Source organism: Streptomyces sp. NBC_01296 (genome assembly GCF_035984415.1).
GTDB lineage: Bacteria > Actinomycetota > Actinomycetes > Streptomycetales > Streptomycetaceae > Streptomyces.
The window spans coordinates 4,717,159-4,732,564 of sequence record NZ_CP130720.1 but is presented as its reverse complement, the minus strand read 5'-3'; the positions used below and the strand labels follow the sequence as shown (position 1 = coordinate 4,732,564).

Below are 15,406 nucleotides of genomic sequence, written 5' to 3'. Positions count from 1 at the left end.
GATGCACCCGTTCCAAGATCGCCGCCGACCTGCTCCTGCGTCATTCGTGCCGGGCATGCTTGTGCCAGTCGCAATCCATTTCCCGGCCCGGAATTCTGCTGCAGAGTTCTGGCCATGACCGAACACAAGCTTCTCGTCGTCGGCGGACGGATACAGACGCTGCGCAAGGCGGCGGCTCTCGGAATCCGCTTCGTGCTGATCCAGCACAAGGACCAGTTCGTGCCCGAGGCCGCGGCGCTCGCCGAGGCCGTCCTCATCGCGGACTACACCGACTGGGACGTCACCCGTCCGCTGGTCGAGGCCGCGCAGCAGGCGTACGGCTTCACCCGGGTCGCCTCGATCACCGAGCCGGGACTGGTCCCGGCCGGCCGGATCAGCGACCACCTGGGGCTCGGCAACACCTCCGAGGAGGTCGCCGAACTGCTGCGCGACAAGCACGCGATGCGCCGCCACCTGGCCGCGTCCCCCTCCCCGCAGGTGCGGGCCCTGTCGGTGGCCGCCGCCGAGGTCGGCAGTGCCGAGGCGCTGACCGCCTTCGGCGACGAGCACGGCTACCCGTTCGTGCTCAAGCCCGTCGACGCCACCGCGAGCCTGGGCGTCGTACGGATCGACGGGCCGGAGCAGGCCGCCGAGGCCTGGGCCGGGGTGGAGGCCCTGCGGGCCCGCACCGACCTCCAGTGGGGTGCGTTCTTCACCATCGGCCGCTTCATCGCCGAGCAGTACATCCCCGGCCCCGAATACAGCGTCGAGAGCTTCTCGTTCGCCGGGCGGCACATCGTCCTGGCGGTGACCGAGAAGCTCACGGGCGGCGGGTTCATCGAGCTCGGGCACGCCCTGCCGGCCCGCCTCGACCCGGCGGACGAGCGGCGCATCGAGGAGGCCGTCGACCGCTTCCTGGACGCGATGGGCCTCACCGACGGAGCCGCCCACACCGAGCTGCGGCTGTCCCCGGCGGGCCCGCAGATCATCGAGAGCCACAACCGCATGGGCGGCGACCGGATCTTCGACCTGCTGGACTCGGCCTACGGCATCGACCTCGAAGAGTGGATCGTGGCCTGGCAGTTCGGGCTGGTCCCGGCCCTCACCGAGCGCCCCGTCCCCCGCCGTGCGGCGGCCACCCGCTTCCTGTCCGCCGAGCCGGGCACGGTCGTGGAGATCCAGGGCGCGGACGAGGCCAGGGCCCTGCCCGACGTCATCGACGTGGAGACCGGCGTGCGGCCCGGCGACACCGTCGGGGAGCTGCGCGGCAACTGGGACCGGGTCGGCCAGGTGCTGGTCACCGGGGCGGACACCGAGGCGGCCGTCGCCACCGCCGAGCGGCTGACCGAGAAGGTCACCGTCGTCACCACCCCCACCCCGCTCGACTCCCACGGAAAGACCGCGTCATGAAGATCCTGCTGATCATGCGGAACACGTACGCGTGGCACCGCGAGCACATCGAGACCCTGGAGCGGATGGGTCTGGAGATCCACCTTGCGACCCGGGTCGCGCAGGCCGCGGACGACGGCCGGTTCGCGAACGTCGTGCCGATCCCGGAGGAGCTGGAGGGCACGGAGCTCGCCGAGTTCTGCGCCGCAGCGGCCCGCCGGCTCGGCATCGCCTCGGCGATCACCTTCTACGACAGCGACATCGCCGTCACCTCCAAGGTCAACCAGCTGCTCGGGCACACCTGGCCGCGCCCCGAGGCCGACCTGATCTCCCGCGACAAGCAGCTCCAGCGGTCCTTCCTGGAGCGGCACGGGCTGCCGGGCCCGCAGTTCGCGGGCGTCGACGGTGTCGAGGCGGGTCTCGCCGCCGCGGAGGCCTTCACGTACCCGTTCATCGTCAAGCCGAGCGCACTGGCCGCCAGCATCGGCGTCAGCCTGGTCCGCGACCGCGGCGAGCTGGAGCGGGCGCTCACCGACGTGGCCCGCCTCGCCGAGGAGTGGGGCGGTTACTTCCCCAGCGACGGCCCCGAGATCGCGTTGCTGGAGGAGTTCCTCCCGGGCAAGGAGGTCACCCTCGACGGGGTGGTCCTGGACGGGACGTTCCACCTGGTGGGCGTCACCAACAAGATGCAGATGCCCGGCCCGTACTTCGAGGAGGACTTCTACACCCTCCCGTTCCGTACCCCGGAGGAGGAGCCGGAGCTGGTCGCGGTCGCCGAGGGCATCGCGGCGGGCCTGGGCGTACGGCACTGCCTGTTCAACGCCGAGTTCCGGCAGGACTCCGAGGGCCGCTACCGGGTCGTTGAGTTCGCCACCCGGATGAGCGGCGGCCAGAACTACCGCAACCTGCGCGAGGTCCACGGCATCGACGCGGTCCGCCTCTACGCCAAGGCCGTGCTCGCCGGGGAGGACGCGGAGGATCTCGCCGCGCTCCTGGACGGCGAGGTGCTCCGGACCGCGGCCCCGCGCGCCGCCACCTGCATCAAGTTCGCGTACCGGACGGGGACCCTGGTCCGCAACAACCCCGGCGACGCGACGCACTCCCCGTACTTCCGCTCGTACATCCCCGCCTCGAAGCCGGGCGACCGGCTGCGGCGCGCGCCCGAGGGCTGGTACGAGATCGCCGGCTCGCTCGCGGTGGCCGCGCCCTACCGGAGTCCCGCCGACATCGACCGGGTGGAGCGGATCGCCGCCGACCTCGACGAGCGGCTCGACGTGGTCGTCGTACCGGCCTGACCTGCCCTGCCCACCCGGCGCGCTGTTTCACGTGAAACATCGCCCAACGGCCCTGCCCAGTGCGCTGTTTCACGTGAAACATCGCTCGGCGCCCCTTCACTCCCCACTCCACCGACCGCGGAAAGAGCCCCACGTGCACGCCAACGACCCCGTGTTCCGGATGGGAATCACGGAGCCCACCGCCATCGACCCGTACAAGGCCCAGGAAGGGGAGGGCATCCTCGTCTGCAAGGCCCTGTTCACCGGACTCCTCGCCCTCGACGAGGACGGCGCCCTGATCCCCGCCACCGCCCGGTCCTGGGAGAGCGACCCGACCGCCACGACCTGGACCTTCACGCTGCGCGCCGGCACGGTGTTCAGCAACGGCGAGCCGGTCACCGCGCACAGCTTCGTTCGCGGCTGGGCACGGGCGCTGGACCCCGAGGCCCGTACGGAGACCGCGTACCACCTGGCGGGCGTGCGCTCCTTCACCGCGGTCGACGACACCACGCTGGTGGTCGAGCTGTCCGAGCCCGACGTGCAGTTCGACCTGAAGACCCTCCAGCCGATCTTCAGCCCGGTCCCGCAGTGCGCCGGGCCGGCGCTGAACCCGGCGTACAACGACCTCCCGGTCGGCAACGGCCCGTTCAAGATGGCCGGCCCCTGGGAGCACGGGACGGCGATCCGGCTGGAGCGCAACGACCTGTGGGCGGGGCCCGCGCCCGAGGTGCGCGCGGTGCACATCGACATCCTCGACGCGGTGACCGGCCTGGACGACGAGTACGAACGCTTCCTGGCCGGCGTCTACGACTACGCCCGGATCCCCCCGGCGCGCACCGCCGAGGCAGCCGCCCTGGACGGCTTCCTCGAGCAGGAGGGCGCGGGCCTCTTCTACCTGATCCCGTTCTGCCACCAGGCGCCGATGGACTCGCTGGACGCCCGCCGGGCCCTGTCCGCGGCCATCGACCGCCAGGGGCTGATCGACACGTACTTCCAGGGGCGGCGCAGCGCGGCCCACTCCCTGCTGTCCCCCTGGTTCGGCAAGGCCCACACCCCGCTCGCAGAGCCGGCCGCCGATGATCCAGACTCCGGCTGGTCGGCCTACGACCCGGAGCGGGCCCGTGCGGCGGCCCTGCGGGCGGGTCTCGTTCCCGGCAGCCGCGTCGAGTTCGCGTACAACACCGGCGCCGGGCACGACGACTGGGTCAAGGCCCTGGCCCGCGGCCTGGAGGAGGTCCTGGGCTGGCGGATCGTGCTGCTGCGCACCGACGCCCGCGGGCTGGTCGACCACCGCACCTCGATCGCGGCGGCCGGGTTCTGCCGGGCCGGCTGGGCCTGCGACTACCCGACCCCCGACAACATGCTCTTCCCGCTGCTGCACTCCTCGTGCACGGCGCCCGACGCCGAGGGCACGGCCCACGGCGACAACGAAGGCCGCTACGTGAACCCGGAGTTCGACGCGCTGGTGGCGCGCGCCCGGGCCTCGACGGACCCGGCCGAGCGCGCCGACGCCTGGCGCCGCGCGGACCGTACCGCGATGGCGGACCTGGCGCTGATCCCGCTCTGGTACCGGACCGACCAGCGGGTCCACGCCGCCGGCCGGGTCACCGGCCTGCGCATCGACTTCGACGGAAACCCCACCCTCACCACTGTCAAGGCAAGGAAGACCAACCGATGAGTGCGAGCACGACTCCCGTCTACGACATCCTCGGCATCGGCTTCGGCCCGGCGAACCTGGCCCTTGCCATCGCCCTCGAGGAGCGCGAGTCGCCCCTGACGGCCCGCTTCCTGGAGGCCCGCCCGAGCCCCGAGTGGCAGCCCGGGATGCTGCTGGACGGCTCGGACATCCAAAACCACCCGAGCCGCGACCTGGTGACCCTGCGCAACCCGCGCAGCCGCTACACCTTCCTGAACTACCTGCACGAGCAGGGCCGGCTGCTGCGCCACCTCAACCTCCCCTCGGAGTTCCCGCTCCGCAAGGAGTACGCCGGGTACATCCGCTGGGCCGCCGGCTCCTTCTCGCACCTGGTCGACTGCAACCAGCGGGCCGCCCGCGTCGAGATCGTCGAGGAGTCCGGCGAACGCGTCTACGAGGTCACCACCATGTCGGGTAGCCGCTACCTGGGCCGCACGCTGGTGATGGGCCCGGGCCGCACCCCGTACGTCCCGGCCCCGTACGACGCGCTGCGCACCCCGCGGATCTTCCACCTGACCCACTACCTTCCGAAGCTGGCGGAGCTGACCGGCGAGGGCCGCGCCCCGGAGTCGGTGGCCGTCATCGGCGGCAGCCAGAGCGCCGTCGAGCTCGCCCTCGACCTGCACCGCCGCTTCCCGCACACCAAGGTCACCACGTACACGCGCTCGCACTCGCTGCGGCTGAAGGACACCAGCCCCTTCAGCGAGGAGGGCTACTTCCCCGAGTTCACCGACTACTATTTCCGCGCGTCCCGGGAAGGCAAGAAGGCCCTCGACGCGTACATGCACGGCACGAACTACTCCTCCGCCGACGGCGACGTGCTCCGCGATCTCTACATGACGATCTACGAGCAGGAACTCGACGGCGACCAGAAGGTGTTCGTCCGCGGCAACCACGAGGCCGTGGGCGTGGCCCCGGAGACCGGGGACCGGATCGCCCTGGACTTCGTCGAGCGCACCACCGGCGAGCGGATCAGCGAGACCGTGGACTTCGCGGTCCTCGCCACCGGCTTCCGCAACATGGGTCCCGGCCCGCACGAGGAGCTGTGCCCGCCGCTGATGGCCCCGCTCGCGAAGCTCTTCGCCACCGAGCCGGACGGACGCCTGCAGGTGTCCGCCGACTACGCGCTCGAACCGGCCGCCGAAGGGACCCCGCCGCTCTTCCTGAACGGCCTGTGCGAGTCCAGCCACGGCATCGGCGACGCCGGCTCCTTCAGCCTCCTGTCGCTGCGCGCCGCGACCCTCACCGACGCCCTGACCGCCCGCCTGACCGCCGCCGCCACCGACCGCAGCGCCGTACTCGCCGCCGCCTGACCGGAAGGGTCCACGTTTCCCATGACCGCCACGATCGACACCCCGGTCTCGGCCCCGCGCCTCTACAGCGCCCCCGTGATCACCGGCCCGCTGCCCGGCCCGCGCAGCGCCGAGCTGCTGGACCGCCAGGCCGGCCGCGAGTCCAACTCCCGCTCCTACCCGCGCAAACTGCCGATGGCGATCCGCCGCGGCAAGGGCTCCTACGTGGAGGACCTCGACGGGAACGTCTTCCTCGACTTCCTCAGCGGCGCCGGGGTGCTGTCCCTGGGCCACAACCACCCCGAGCCGCTCGCTGCCGCGCACCGCCAGCTCGACGAGTTCGTGCACGGCCTGGACTTCCCCACCCCGGTCAAGGACGAGTTCACCGACCTGACCATCGGGATGCTGCCGGAGCCGATGCGCGAGCGCACCCGGATCCACTTCTGCGGGCCGACCGGCGCCAACGCCGTCGACGCCGCCCTCAAGCTGTGCAAGACCGCCACCGGCCGCGAGGAGATCATCACCTTCCAGGGCGGTTTCCACGGGGCGACCCTGGCCGCGCTCAGCGTCACCGGCCTCGTCGAGCAGAAGGAGCCGGTCCGTGGCCGGATGCCGGGCGTGCACTTCTTCCCGTACTCCAACTGCCACAACTGCCCGCTCGGCCTCAAGCGGGACAACTGCCAGGTCAACTGCGCCGCGTTCCTGGAGAAGGCGCTGACCGACGTCAACGGCGGGATCACCCTGCCCGCCGCCGTGATCATGGAACTGGTGCAGGGCGAGGGCGGGGTCATCCCGGCCGAGGTCGAGTTCGTCCAGCGGATCCGCGAGGTCACCCGGCGCCTGGGCATCCCGCTCATCGTCGACGAGGTGCAGAGCGGCTGCGGCCGCACCGGCACCTGGTTCGCGTTCGAGCAGTACGGCATCGAGCCCGACGTCGTGTGCGCCTCCAAGGCCCTGTCCGGCATGGGCCTGCCGGCCTCCGTGATCCTGTACGACGAGAAGCTGGACGTCTGGAAGCCCGGTGCGCACTCCGGCACCTTCCGCGGCAACCAGCCCGCGTTCGCCGCCGGCGTCGCCACCATGAAGGTCGTCAAGCGCGAGCGCGTCCTGGAGAACGTCCGGGCCCGCGCCGACCAGCTGATGGTCCACCTCCAGGGCCTGCGCGAGGTCACCCCGTACGTGGCGGACGTACGCGGTCTCGGCCTGATGACCGGCGTCGAGCTGACCGACCCGCAGACCGGGCTGCCCGCCGACCGGCTCGCCAAGCGGGTGCAGTGGGAGGCCGTCAGCCGCGGCCTGATCATCGAGCTCGGCGGCCGCGACGACTGCGTCGTGCGCATGCTGCCGCCGCTGAACTGCTCGGCCCGCGAGATCGACCAGGCCGGCCGGATCATCCGCGAGTCCCTGACCGCCGCCCTGGCCGCGCTCGGCCTGCCGACGGGCGGTGCGCGATGACGCCGCACGACACCTGCGTGCAGGACCTGGTGGTGGCGGGCTTCGGCCCCTCCGGGATCGCCCTCGCCGCCGCCGTCGAGGACCACGACGACGCCACCGGCGCGGCCCCGCTGGCCGCCCGCTACCTGGAGAAGGCCGCCGACTCCGCGTGGCAGCCCAACCTGGTGCTGCCCGGCACCGACGTCCAGCACCACTTCCTGCGCGACTTCGCGACCCCGCGTGACGCCCGCTCCCGCTTCACCTTCCCCCACTACCTCCAGCAGAGCGGCCGCTTCTACCCGTTCACGCTGATGGGCGGCTACGTCAGCCGCCTGGAGTGGTCGCACTACGTGCAGTGGGCCGCCGGCCAGGTCCGCGGCGCCGTCGACTACCACCGCGAAGTGCTGAGCGTCGAGCCCGTCACCGGCGCCGACGGCCGTGTCCGCACCGCCCGCGTCCTGTCCCGCGACACCCGCGACGGTTCCCTGCACACCGTGGAGGGCCGCAACATCGCGCTGGCCACCGGCCACGAGGCGTACGTACCGGAGCTGTTCCGCCCGCACCTGGGCGAGCGCGTCTTCCACGCCTCGAAGCTGCTGCCGTCCCTGGCCGCCCTCGGCGACCGGCCGCTGCGCAGCATCGCGGTGATCGGGGCCGGGCAGACCGCGGGCGAGATCGTCCTGCACCTGGCCGCACAGCATCCGGACGCGGAGATCCACTCGGTGGTCCGCCACGCGGGCTTCCGGATGTACGAGCTCGGCCACTTCAGCAACGAGGTGTACTTCCCCGACGAGACCGACTACTTCTACGGGCTCGAAGGCGAGCAGCGCGAACGCGCCCTGGACCAGGCCCGGGCCACCAACTACGCGGCGGTGGACCCCGACGTCTCCACCGCCCTCTACCAGGCGGTCTACCAGGACCGGTTCACCGGCCGGCAGCGCCTGCACATGCACAAGCGCACCGAGGTCACCGCCGTCGACGAAGCCCCGGACGGGCGGGTGGTGCTGCGCACCGCGGAGGTGTTCACCGGCGAGAGCGGCCTGATCGAGGCCGACGCGGTGATCGTCTGCACCGGCTACCGCGAGACCGCCCTCCCCCGGCAGCTCGCCGCCTTCGTGCCCCACCTGCGCCTCGACGCGCAGGGCCGGCCCGAGGTCACCCGCGCCTACCGCGCCCGTACCACCGACGACTGCGAGGTCGGGATCTACCTCGACGGGCTCACCGAGTGGCGGCACGGCATCGGCAGCGCCACCTCCTTCAGCCAGATGGCCGCCAAGGCCGACACCATCCACCGCGACCTGCGCGCCCGCCTGCGCCAGCCCGTCGCCGCCTGATTGGACCCGTACGCGATGCACATCTTCACCGCCCACGAGGACGACATGGTCTTCGAGGAGCCGTACAACGTCAGCGGCCGGCGGATCTTCCCCTGGCCCGAGGCCGTCGAGGAGCCCAACTGGGGCGGCGCCTGGGTGGACGTGGCGCCGGGCGCCACCTCCACCCCGCACGACCACGACGAGAACGAGATGTTCTTCATCGTCGAGGGCGGCGGGGTGATGCGGATCGGCGCGCAGACCCGCCGGGTCCGCGCCGGCGAGACCGTGTTCATCACCCCGTTCCAGAACCACGACCTGACCAACGACGGTGACGTCCGGCTGCGCTTCGTCACCATCTGGTGGGGCGGCTCGGACGCCGTGGCCCGGGACCGCGCCAAGTGGGCCGCCGAGTTCGGCATCACGGACCCGGGTACGCCTTCAACCGACCGGAGCGTGGACGCATGAGTCCCATCGTCCACGCGCACGCCGACGCCATCGTCGTCGGCGGCGGGGTGATCGGCGCGGCCATCGCGCACCAGCTCGCCCTCGCCGGCATCGGCCGGATCGTCCTGTGCGACCAGGGCCGGGTCAACGCCCAGGGCGCCACCTCCCGCTCCGGCGGACTGCTGCGGCTGCACCACACGGCCGTCGCCGACACCCGGCTCGCCGCCCGCAGCCTGCCCGTCTTCGAGCAGTGGTCGGACGTCATCGGCGGCGACTGCGGCTACCGCCGCACCGGCTTCGTCATGATCGTCGGCGAGAACCACGCCGACGATCTGCGCTACAACGCCGCGGCCGCGGGCGAGGCCGCCGGATACCGCCGCGTCGAGGTCATCGACGCCGCCGAACTGAAGGAGATCTACCCCGGCCTGCGGACCGACGACGTGGCCCTGGCCGCGTACGAGCCCGAGGGCGGCTACGCCGACCCGATGGCCGCCTCCGCCGCGCTGCTCACCGCCGCCTACCGGCTCGGGGTCTCGCCCTCCGAGGGCATCCGGGCCCGGAAGGTGCTGGAGACGGCGGGCACCGTCACCGGCGTCCTCACCTCCATCGGCCGCATCGACGCCCCGCTCGTCGTCCTCGCCGGCGGCGCCTGGGGCTCCGCCCCCGCCGAGCACCTCGGCATCCACATCCCCGTCACCGCGCGCCGGATCGGGCTGGCCCAGGCCGAGCTGCCGGGCGCCGGCCGGCGCGGGTCGGCGTCCTCCGTACCGACCTGCATCGACGACACCACCGGCAGCTACTTCCGGCCCGACGGCCTCGACCGCTTCTACTTCGGCGTCCCCAGCAAGCCCGACACCGAACTGGGCCGCGACGTGGAGCCGCTGACCGAGGACGAGCTGGAGGCCGCGATCGCCGCCATCGCGAACCGGGTCCCGGCCGCCGCCACCGCCCCGCTCGCGGGCACCCGCTCCGGCCTCGACGGCTACACCCCCGACAAGCGCCCGGTCGTGGGCGCGGCCGGCCCGGACGGGCTGTACCTGGCCCTCGGCTTCAGCGGCGGCGGCTTCAAGCTGGCGCCCGCCGTGGCCGAGCTCGCCGCCAAGGAGATCGTCGAGGGCGGGGCCGTCCCCGGCAAGGCCGTGCAGGAGCTGCTGGAGCCGTACCGGCCGCAGCGCTTCCTCGCGGGCCGCCCGATCCGTCCGGAGGCCCCGTATGACCACATGTGAGCCCGGCCCGGAGCAGGAGCTGCGGCGCCCGCTGCGCGAGGTGCTGCGCGAGGACGTGCAGACCGTCCTCGCCAAGGACCCGGCCGCCACGTCCCGCGCCGAGGTGCTGCTCTACCCGCACATCCACGCCCTGTGGAGCTACCGCGTCGCGCACTGGCTCTGGGGCCGCGGCCACCGGGTCGCCGCCCGCGCCCTGTCCCTGCTGGCCCGCGCCGTCTCCGGCATCGAGATCCACCCCGGGGCGCGGATCGGCCGCCGCTTCTTCGTCGACCACGGCACGGCCGTCGTCATCGGCGAGACCGTCCGGATCGGCGACGACGTGATGCTCTACCACCAGGTCACGCTCGGCTCGGTCGGCTGGTGGAAGGACCTGCGCCGCCCCTCCGGATCCCGCCGCCACCCCGTCGTCGGCGACCGCGTCGTCATCGGCACCGGGGCCAGCGTGCTCGGCCCGGTCACCATCGGCGCCGACTCCCGCATCGGCGCGCACTCGGTCGTCCTCGACGACCTGCCGCCGCGCAGCCGGGTCGTCGCCGCCGCCTCCGCCGCGCTGCCGCCGCTCGACACCGCGGCCCCCCTCGACTCCTCCGCCCTGATCGTCCCCGAAGGAAGCCACGCATCATGACCTCCTACGTCGTCACCAGCGCCCCGCCGAACCCGAACGGCGACCTCCACCTCGGCCACCTCTCCGGCCCCTTCCTCGGCGCCGACGTCCTGACCCGCCACCTGCGCCAGCGCGGCCACGACGTCCGCTACGTGGGCTACTCCGACGAGCACTCCTGCTACGTACCGCGCCGGGCGGCCGAGATCGGCTCCACCGCGTACCCGACCGCGAAGCTCTTCGGCGACCGCATGGAGGAGACCCTGTCGCTGGGCGCCATGCACCACGACTGGTTCACCCGCCCGCTCACCGACTCCACCCACACCGAGTTCGTCCAGCGCTTCTTCCTCGAACTGTGGGAGTCCGGCGCCCTCGAGGTGCAGGAGCTGCCCGTCTTCCACTGCGCCCCCTGCGAGCGGTACCTGTACGAGGCCGAGGTGCGCGGCGAGTGCCAGTTCTGCGCCGAACCCTCCGACGGCGTGTACTGCGAGGCCTGCGGGCTGCCGCAGGACCCGGCCGGGCTCGCCGCCCCCCGCTGCACCGCCTGCTGGAACGCCCCCGAGACCACGACCATGCGCCGCATCGTCTTCCCGCTGGAGCGCTGGCGCGAGCGCCTCCAGGCGTACTACGCCGACGCTCAGGCCAAGGCCGAGTGGCGGCCCCGGCTGATCTCGTACCTGGACGGCCTGTTCGAGCGGGCCCTGCCCGACACCGCGATCAGCCGCGAGGCGGACTACGGCATCCCGGTCCCGCTGCCCGGCTGGGAGGGCCACGTCCTCGACACCTGGTTCAGCGGCATCTGGGGCTACGCGGCGGGCACCGCGCGGGTCGCCGAGGCGAACGGCGACCGCTCGCAGTGGGAGCGGCTGTGGACCGACCCCGAGACCCGGATCGTCAACTTCATCGGTTTCGACTGCTCGTTCTCGCACGCCGTGCTGTGGCCGGCGCTGCTGCTCGCCCAGGGTGAACTGACCCTGCCCGCGCAGGTGGTCATCAACGAGTTCTACCGGCTGGAGGGCGACAAGTTCTCCACCAGCCGCGGCCACGCCATCTGGGGCGGCGAGTTCCTGCGCCGGGTCAACGCGGACGCGCTCCGCTTCCACCTGTGCCTGACCGGCCCGGAGCGGGCGCAGAACAACTTCTCCATGAAGGAGTTCGCCGACACCCTCAGCACCGTCCTCGCCGGCGGCCTGGAGCGGTGGACCGACACCGTACTGGACCTGCTCGGCCAGGACTTCGACTCCGTCGTGCCGGCCGCCGGGCCCGCGGACGGCCCGCTGGCCGCCGAACGAGCGGCGCTGCCCGGGCAGATCGCCGCCGCCCTCGGTGCGGAGGCCTTCTCCCCGCAGCGCGCCGCCGACACCCTGGCCACCGTGATCGAGCGGGCCGACGCCGACCTGCGGGAGCTCGCCCTGCTGCGGGCCGCCGGATCCCGCGAGGAGTACGCCGGCCGGCTCGCCGCGCACGTGGAGCTGCTGGCGGCGGTCGCGGTCACCGCGGCGCCGCTGATGCCGGGCTGGTCCGCCTTCCTCGCCGGGCACCTGGGCCTGCCGGTGGACCTCGGCACGCGGATGCCCGTCTGGGCCGGCGTGGAGGGACGGCTCCTGGCGGAGGGCACGACGCTGCCGACCGCCACCCCGCTGTTCTTCCACGAGTTGTCGTGAGCCCGGGTCGGGCGCCGGCCGCGGCCGCCGGGGCGGCTCCGGTTGCGCCTTCCGGGGCGGCTCCGGGGACCGGCGACGGCTGGTCCGCCGGTGCGGCGCAGGCGCTGGGCGCGGTCCTCGGGGCCGGAGCCCTGCTGCTCCCGGCGGCCCTCGCCCCGCAGCCCGGCCCCTGGACCGGGGTCGCGGTGGCGGGGGTGCTGGCCGGCTGGTGCCTGCTGGTCGCCGCCGCCGGCGGTACGGCGGACGCCGGGCCCGTGGCCTTCGTAGGGGACCGGCTCGGTCCGGGACCGGCCCGGGCGGCCACCGCGCTCTACTTCGGCGGCTTCGCCACCGGGCAGGCCGGAGTGGCCCTGGGGGCCGCCGGGTTCGCGCTCGGCGACTCGGGCTGGCGGGCGTACGCGGCCGCCGCCGGGGTGTTGTGCAGCGCGGCCGCGTCCGCGTGGTTCGCCCCGCGGGGGCTGTCCCCGGCGGGGCGGCGGCTGCGGCCGGCCGCGGTGCTGGCGCTGGCCGTCGCCTGGCGGGTGCTCGGCGGGCCGCTCCCGGGGCCCGGGGCCGAGGACCGGGCGGGCTGGGCCGCGCTCCTGGTGGCCGTGCCCCTGCTGTTCGGCTGGGTCGGCCTCGAAGGGGCGGTCCCCGCCGCGGCGCGGCGGCGGACGCTGGGCGGAACCCTGCTCGGCATCGCGCTGGCGGCCGCGCTGTACTGCGTACTTCTGGGTCCGCCGCCGGCCGTTTCGGCGCCGCCCCCGGCCGCGGCGGCCGTCGGGGCCACACTCGGGATCGGCTCCGCCGCGCTCTGCTGGACGTACTGCCGTACCAACCTCCAGGCCACCGCCGCCCGTTGGACCGAGCTCACCGGCCGGACCCGGCGCGGCGGCGTGGTGGCCGCGGCCCTGATCGCCCTCGGTGTCCTCGTCCTCGGCGGGGCCGCCCGCTGGGGCCTGCCCGCCCTGCTCATCGGCCCCGGTGCAGCCACCGCGGCCCTCTACACCCTCATCGCCGTGGCGGCCGTACGCCGCCCCCGCCCCCGTCCTCGTCCTCGTCCTCAGGAGCCCACCGACCATGACCACGCAGACCCCGGCCACTCAGAGCGCGCCGCCCACGTCCTCGAAGGTGCTGCGCGTCCCGCCGGCTGATCCGGCGACCGCGGCGGCCCACTTCCACCGCCGGTTCACCTTCGAGGCCGACGTCGCCGACGTGCACGCGGACGTGGAATCCGCCGCCGGGGGCTTCGTCCTCGTCGACAGCCGCAGCGCCGAGGCCTGGGCGCAGGGCCACGTCCCCGGCGCCGTGCACCTGCCCACGGACGAGATCCCGGCCCGGGCCGCCGAGTTGGTGCCGCCGGGCAGTGTCGTGGTCACGTACTGCTGGGGCCCCGGCTGCAACGGCGCGACCCGGGCGGCGTACGCCTTCGCCGCCGCCGGGTACCGGGTCAAGGAGATGCTGGGCGGCTTCGAGTACTGGTCCCGCGAGGGCTTCCCGGTCGAGGACTCCGCCGGTATCCGCCAGTCGCCGCCGGACCCGCTGACGGCCCCCGTCGCGGCGGGCGCGGCCTGCGGCTGCTGAGCACGCAGGGCCCGCTCACAGCAGGCCCTCCTCGACGGCCCGCTGCCCGAGCTGGAAGCGGCTCTGCGCGTCCAGTCTCTCCATCAGCTCCGAGATGAGCCGCCGCTCGCTGCGCAGGGAGATGCCCAGCCGGCGCGCGGCGGCCTCGTCGGTGTAGCCCTGGGCCAGCAGGCGCAGCAGCTCGCGCGGCTGCGAGCCGGGGTCGTCGAGGCTGCGCCGGGGCGGCTCGCCGAACGGGGTGGCCGTCTCCCACACCGAGTCGAACAGCGCGCAGAAGGCGGCGACCGCGCCCGGCTCCCGCAGCAGCACCGCGCCGAGCGCGCTGTCCGCCGGGTCGATCGGCATCAGCGCGAACTCCCGGTCGGTGATGACCATCCGCATCGGCAGCGAGGGTACGGTCCGCACCTCACCGCCCCGCTCGGTCAGCCAGCGCGCGTGCTCGAGGCTGGCGGCGTCGTTGCGGATGGCGTCCTGGTAGATGGTCCGGATCTTCACGCCGCGGGCGATGAGGTCCTCGGTCAGCGGCTCGCTGGCCTTGAACTGCTCGGCGGGCACCGGCCCGCCGGGATGGAAGCTGATCGACTCGCGGCGGGTCCGGGCCGACATCTCGCTCAGCTTGGCCCGGACCGCTTCGACGCCGAGGAACCGCTCGGCCTCGTGCGCGGGCTGGGCCGGGTGCAGTTCGGCGTACTGCGACAGCAGCGCGCTCGCCGCGGCCTGGCTCTCGGCGAGGGCGCGGTGGCGCTGGGCGATCTCCGCCTGCTGGTGCGCGAGCAGCGAATCGAGCGCGGCCTTCGGGTTCACCGCCCGCAGCCGCCCGTCGGTCCGCCAGGACGGCGCGAGGAGGGAGAGACGGGTCAGCTCCTCCAGGTCCGCGCGTACGTCGTCCTCGGACCGCGAGAGTTCCGCGGAGACATCGGCGACGGCGATATCCGGCCGTCTGAGGATGAGGCGGTAGAGCGCATCTGAACGCTCTGTCAGCCCAAGAGAAACCAACAAAGGGAGCCCCCCAGCTCGCGGTTCGGAGCGGCATCACAGCTGTGGACCGACAACGCTGGCGGTACGCGGCCCTCCGAGGGCCGATCTTGCACCCGGATTGTCCCCACCAGCCGACGGCCGCACAAACACCGTCCATCACGCGGACACGGCGGGCGGGTGTCCGGAAGTCGCCCGGACCGGAAAACCGGCCGGCTGGCACGGTTATGTCAGAGCGCTTTGTGCCAGCGGAAACGCGCGACACGGCCCTGCCCGGCTCGGCACGATGGCGGCACGCCGGAACGAGAGATCCGGCCAACCGCCCCTCATCCCACCGGCTCGATAAGAGGCTTCCCCACCATGCGTCGCAAGCTCGTCACCCTCGTCACCGTCACCGCCGCCGCCCTGATCACCGTGATCGGCACGAGCACCGCCGGCCAGGCCCGCGAACTCGCCCCCGCAACCGCGGCAAGCACCCCGGCCCCGCCCCTCCCCCAGGCCGCCCCCCTCGAGCCGGGCTGGTCGTAGAACCGGGGGAGGCCGGCGAGGCGGTGCA

The 15,406-nt window shown here is 73.4% G+C and carries 14 protein-coding genes; 13 read left to right on the top strand and 1 reads right to left on the bottom strand.

Annotation, left to right across the window (positions count from 1 at the left end; genetic code table 11):
- Positions 1–114 precede the first annotated feature (114 nt).
- From OG299_RS21475 to OG299_RS21420, 12 genes are all read left to right on the top strand, one after another.
- On the top strand, positions 115–1,389 hold the full coding sequence (locus tag OG299_RS21475; RefSeq protein ID WP_327362329.1) for an ATP-grasp domain-containing protein: 1,275 nt from the start codon (positions 115–117) through the stop codon (positions 1,387–1,389).
- Positions 1,386–2,663, top strand: coding sequence for an ATP-grasp domain-containing protein (locus OG299_RS21470; protein WP_327362328.1), 1,278 nt, complete (start codon positions 1,386–1,388; stop codon positions 2,661–2,663). The genes OG299_RS21475 and OG299_RS21470 overlap by 4 nt, the downstream gene beginning before the upstream one ends.
- A gap of 133 nt (positions 2,664–2,796) precedes the next feature.
- Positions 2,797–4,320 (top strand): ABC transporter substrate-binding protein, encoded by a 1,524-nt coding sequence (locus OG299_RS21465; protein WP_327362327.1) that lies wholly within the window; start codon positions 2,797–2,799, stop codon positions 4,318–4,320.
- Positions 4,317–5,651 (top strand): lysine N(6)-hydroxylase/L-ornithine N(5)-oxygenase family protein, encoded by a 1,335-nt coding sequence (locus OG299_RS21460; protein WP_327362326.1) that lies wholly within the window; start codon positions 4,317–4,319, stop codon positions 5,649–5,651. Before OG299_RS21465 ends, OG299_RS21460 begins: the two co-directional genes overlap by 4 nt.
- A 21-nt stretch (positions 5,652–5,672) precedes the next feature.
- Positions 5,673–7,085, top strand: coding sequence for a diaminobutyrate--2-oxoglutarate transaminase family protein (locus OG299_RS21455; RefSeq protein WP_266627900.1), 1,413 nt, complete (start codon positions 5,673–5,675; stop codon positions 7,083–7,085).
- Positions 7,082–8,398: a SidA/IucD/PvdA family monooxygenase gene (locus OG299_RS21450; protein WP_266627898.1), complete on the top strand. Its 1,317-nt coding sequence runs from the start codon at positions 7,082–7,084 to the stop codon at positions 8,396–8,398. Before OG299_RS21455 ends, OG299_RS21450 begins: the two co-directional genes overlap by 4 nt.
- A gap of 15 nt (positions 8,399–8,413) precedes the next feature.
- Entirely contained in the window at positions 8,414–8,842 is a 429-nt protein-coding gene (locus OG299_RS21445) for a cupin domain-containing protein (protein ID WP_327362325.1), read from the top strand.
- The gene (locus OG299_RS21440; RefSeq protein ID WP_327362324.1) at positions 8,839–10,047 is read left to right on the top strand and encodes an NAD(P)/FAD-dependent oxidoreductase; all 1,209 of its coding nucleotides are present in this window, start codon (positions 8,839–8,841) and stop codon (positions 10,045–10,047) included. The genes OG299_RS21445 and OG299_RS21440 overlap by 4 nt, the downstream gene beginning before the upstream one ends.
- Positions 10,034–10,672, top strand: coding sequence for a serine O-acetyltransferase EpsC (gene epsC / locus OG299_RS21435; protein WP_266627892.1), 639 nt, complete (start codon positions 10,034–10,036; stop codon positions 10,670–10,672). The genes OG299_RS21440 and epsC overlap by 14 nt, the downstream gene beginning before the upstream one ends.
- On the top strand, positions 10,669–12,312 hold the full coding sequence (locus OG299_RS21430) for a methionine--tRNA ligase (protein ID WP_327362322.1): 1,644 nt from the start codon (positions 10,669–10,671) through the stop codon (positions 12,310–12,312). The genes epsC and OG299_RS21430 overlap by 4 nt, the downstream gene beginning before the upstream one ends.
- Positions 12,309–13,445 (top strand): hypothetical protein, encoded by a 1,137-nt coding sequence (locus tag OG299_RS21425; RefSeq protein WP_327362321.1) that lies wholly within the window; start codon positions 12,309–12,311, stop codon positions 13,443–13,445. The genes OG299_RS21430 and OG299_RS21425 overlap by 4 nt, the downstream gene beginning before the upstream one ends.
- The gene (locus OG299_RS21420) at positions 13,372–13,875 is read left to right on the top strand and encodes a rhodanese-like domain-containing protein (protein ID WP_266627886.1); all 504 of its coding nucleotides are present in this window, start codon (positions 13,372–13,374) and stop codon (positions 13,873–13,875) included. Before OG299_RS21425 ends, OG299_RS21420 begins: the two co-directional genes overlap by 74 nt.
- A 15-nt stretch (positions 13,876–13,890) precedes the next feature.
- Here OG299_RS21420 and OG299_RS21415 read toward each other — a convergent pair whose 3' ends face one another.
- Positions 13,891–14,874: a helix-turn-helix transcriptional regulator gene (locus OG299_RS21415; RefSeq protein WP_266627884.1), complete on the bottom strand. Its 984-nt coding sequence runs from the start codon at positions 14,872–14,874 to the stop codon at positions 13,891–13,893.
- 336 nt (positions 14,875–15,210) lie between these two features.
- Here OG299_RS21415 and OG299_RS21410 point away from each other — a divergent pair, with 336 nt between their 5' ends.
- Complete coding sequence (locus OG299_RS21410) at positions 15,211–15,378, top strand: hypothetical protein (RefSeq protein ID WP_327362320.1); 168 nt, start codon at positions 15,211–15,213, stop codon at positions 15,376–15,378.
- Positions 15,379–15,406: the final 28 nt, after the last annotated feature.

Excerpts from the sequence above, each read along its gene's own strand:
- OG299_RS21430 (WP_327362322.1), top strand. The coding sequence starts at position 10,669 with ATGACCTCCTACGTCGTCACCAGCGCCCCGCCGAACCCGAACGGCGAC.
- OG299_RS21470 (WP_327362328.1), top strand. The coding sequence starts at position 1,386 with ATGAAGATCCTGCTGATCATGCGGAACACGTACGCGTGGCACCGCGAG.
- OG299_RS21440 (WP_327362324.1), top strand. The coding sequence starts at position 8,839 with ATGAGTCCCATCGTCCACGCGCACGCCGACGCCATCGTCGTCGGCGGC.
- OG299_RS21475 (WP_327362329.1), top strand. The coding sequence starts at position 115 with ATGACCGAACACAAGCTTCTCGTCGTCGGCGGACGGATACAGACGCTG.
- OG299_RS21460 (WP_327362326.1), top strand. The coding sequence starts at position 4,317 with ATGAGTGCGAGCACGACTCCCGTCTACGACATCCTCGGCATCGGCTTC.
- OG299_RS21445 (WP_327362325.1), top strand. The coding sequence starts at position 8,414 with ATGCACATCTTCACCGCCCACGAGGACGACATGGTCTTCGAGGAGCCG.
- OG299_RS21420 (WP_266627886.1), top strand. The coding sequence starts at position 13,372 with ATGACCACGCAGACCCCGGCCACTCAGAGCGCGCCGCCCACGTCCTCG.
- OG299_RS21455 (WP_266627900.1), top strand. The coding sequence starts at position 5,673 with ATGACCGCCACGATCGACACCCCGGTCTCGGCCCCGCGCCTCTACAGC.
- epsC (WP_266627892.1), top strand. The coding sequence starts at position 10,034 with ATGACCACATGTGAGCCCGGCCCGGAGCAGGAGCTGCGGCGCCCGCTG.
- OG299_RS21450 (WP_266627898.1), top strand. The coding sequence starts at position 7,082 with ATGACGCCGCACGACACCTGCGTGCAGGACCTGGTGGTGGCGGGCTTC.
- OG299_RS21410 (WP_327362320.1), top strand. The coding sequence starts at position 15,211 with ATGCGTCGCAAGCTCGTCACCCTCGTCACCGTCACCGCCGCCGCCCTG.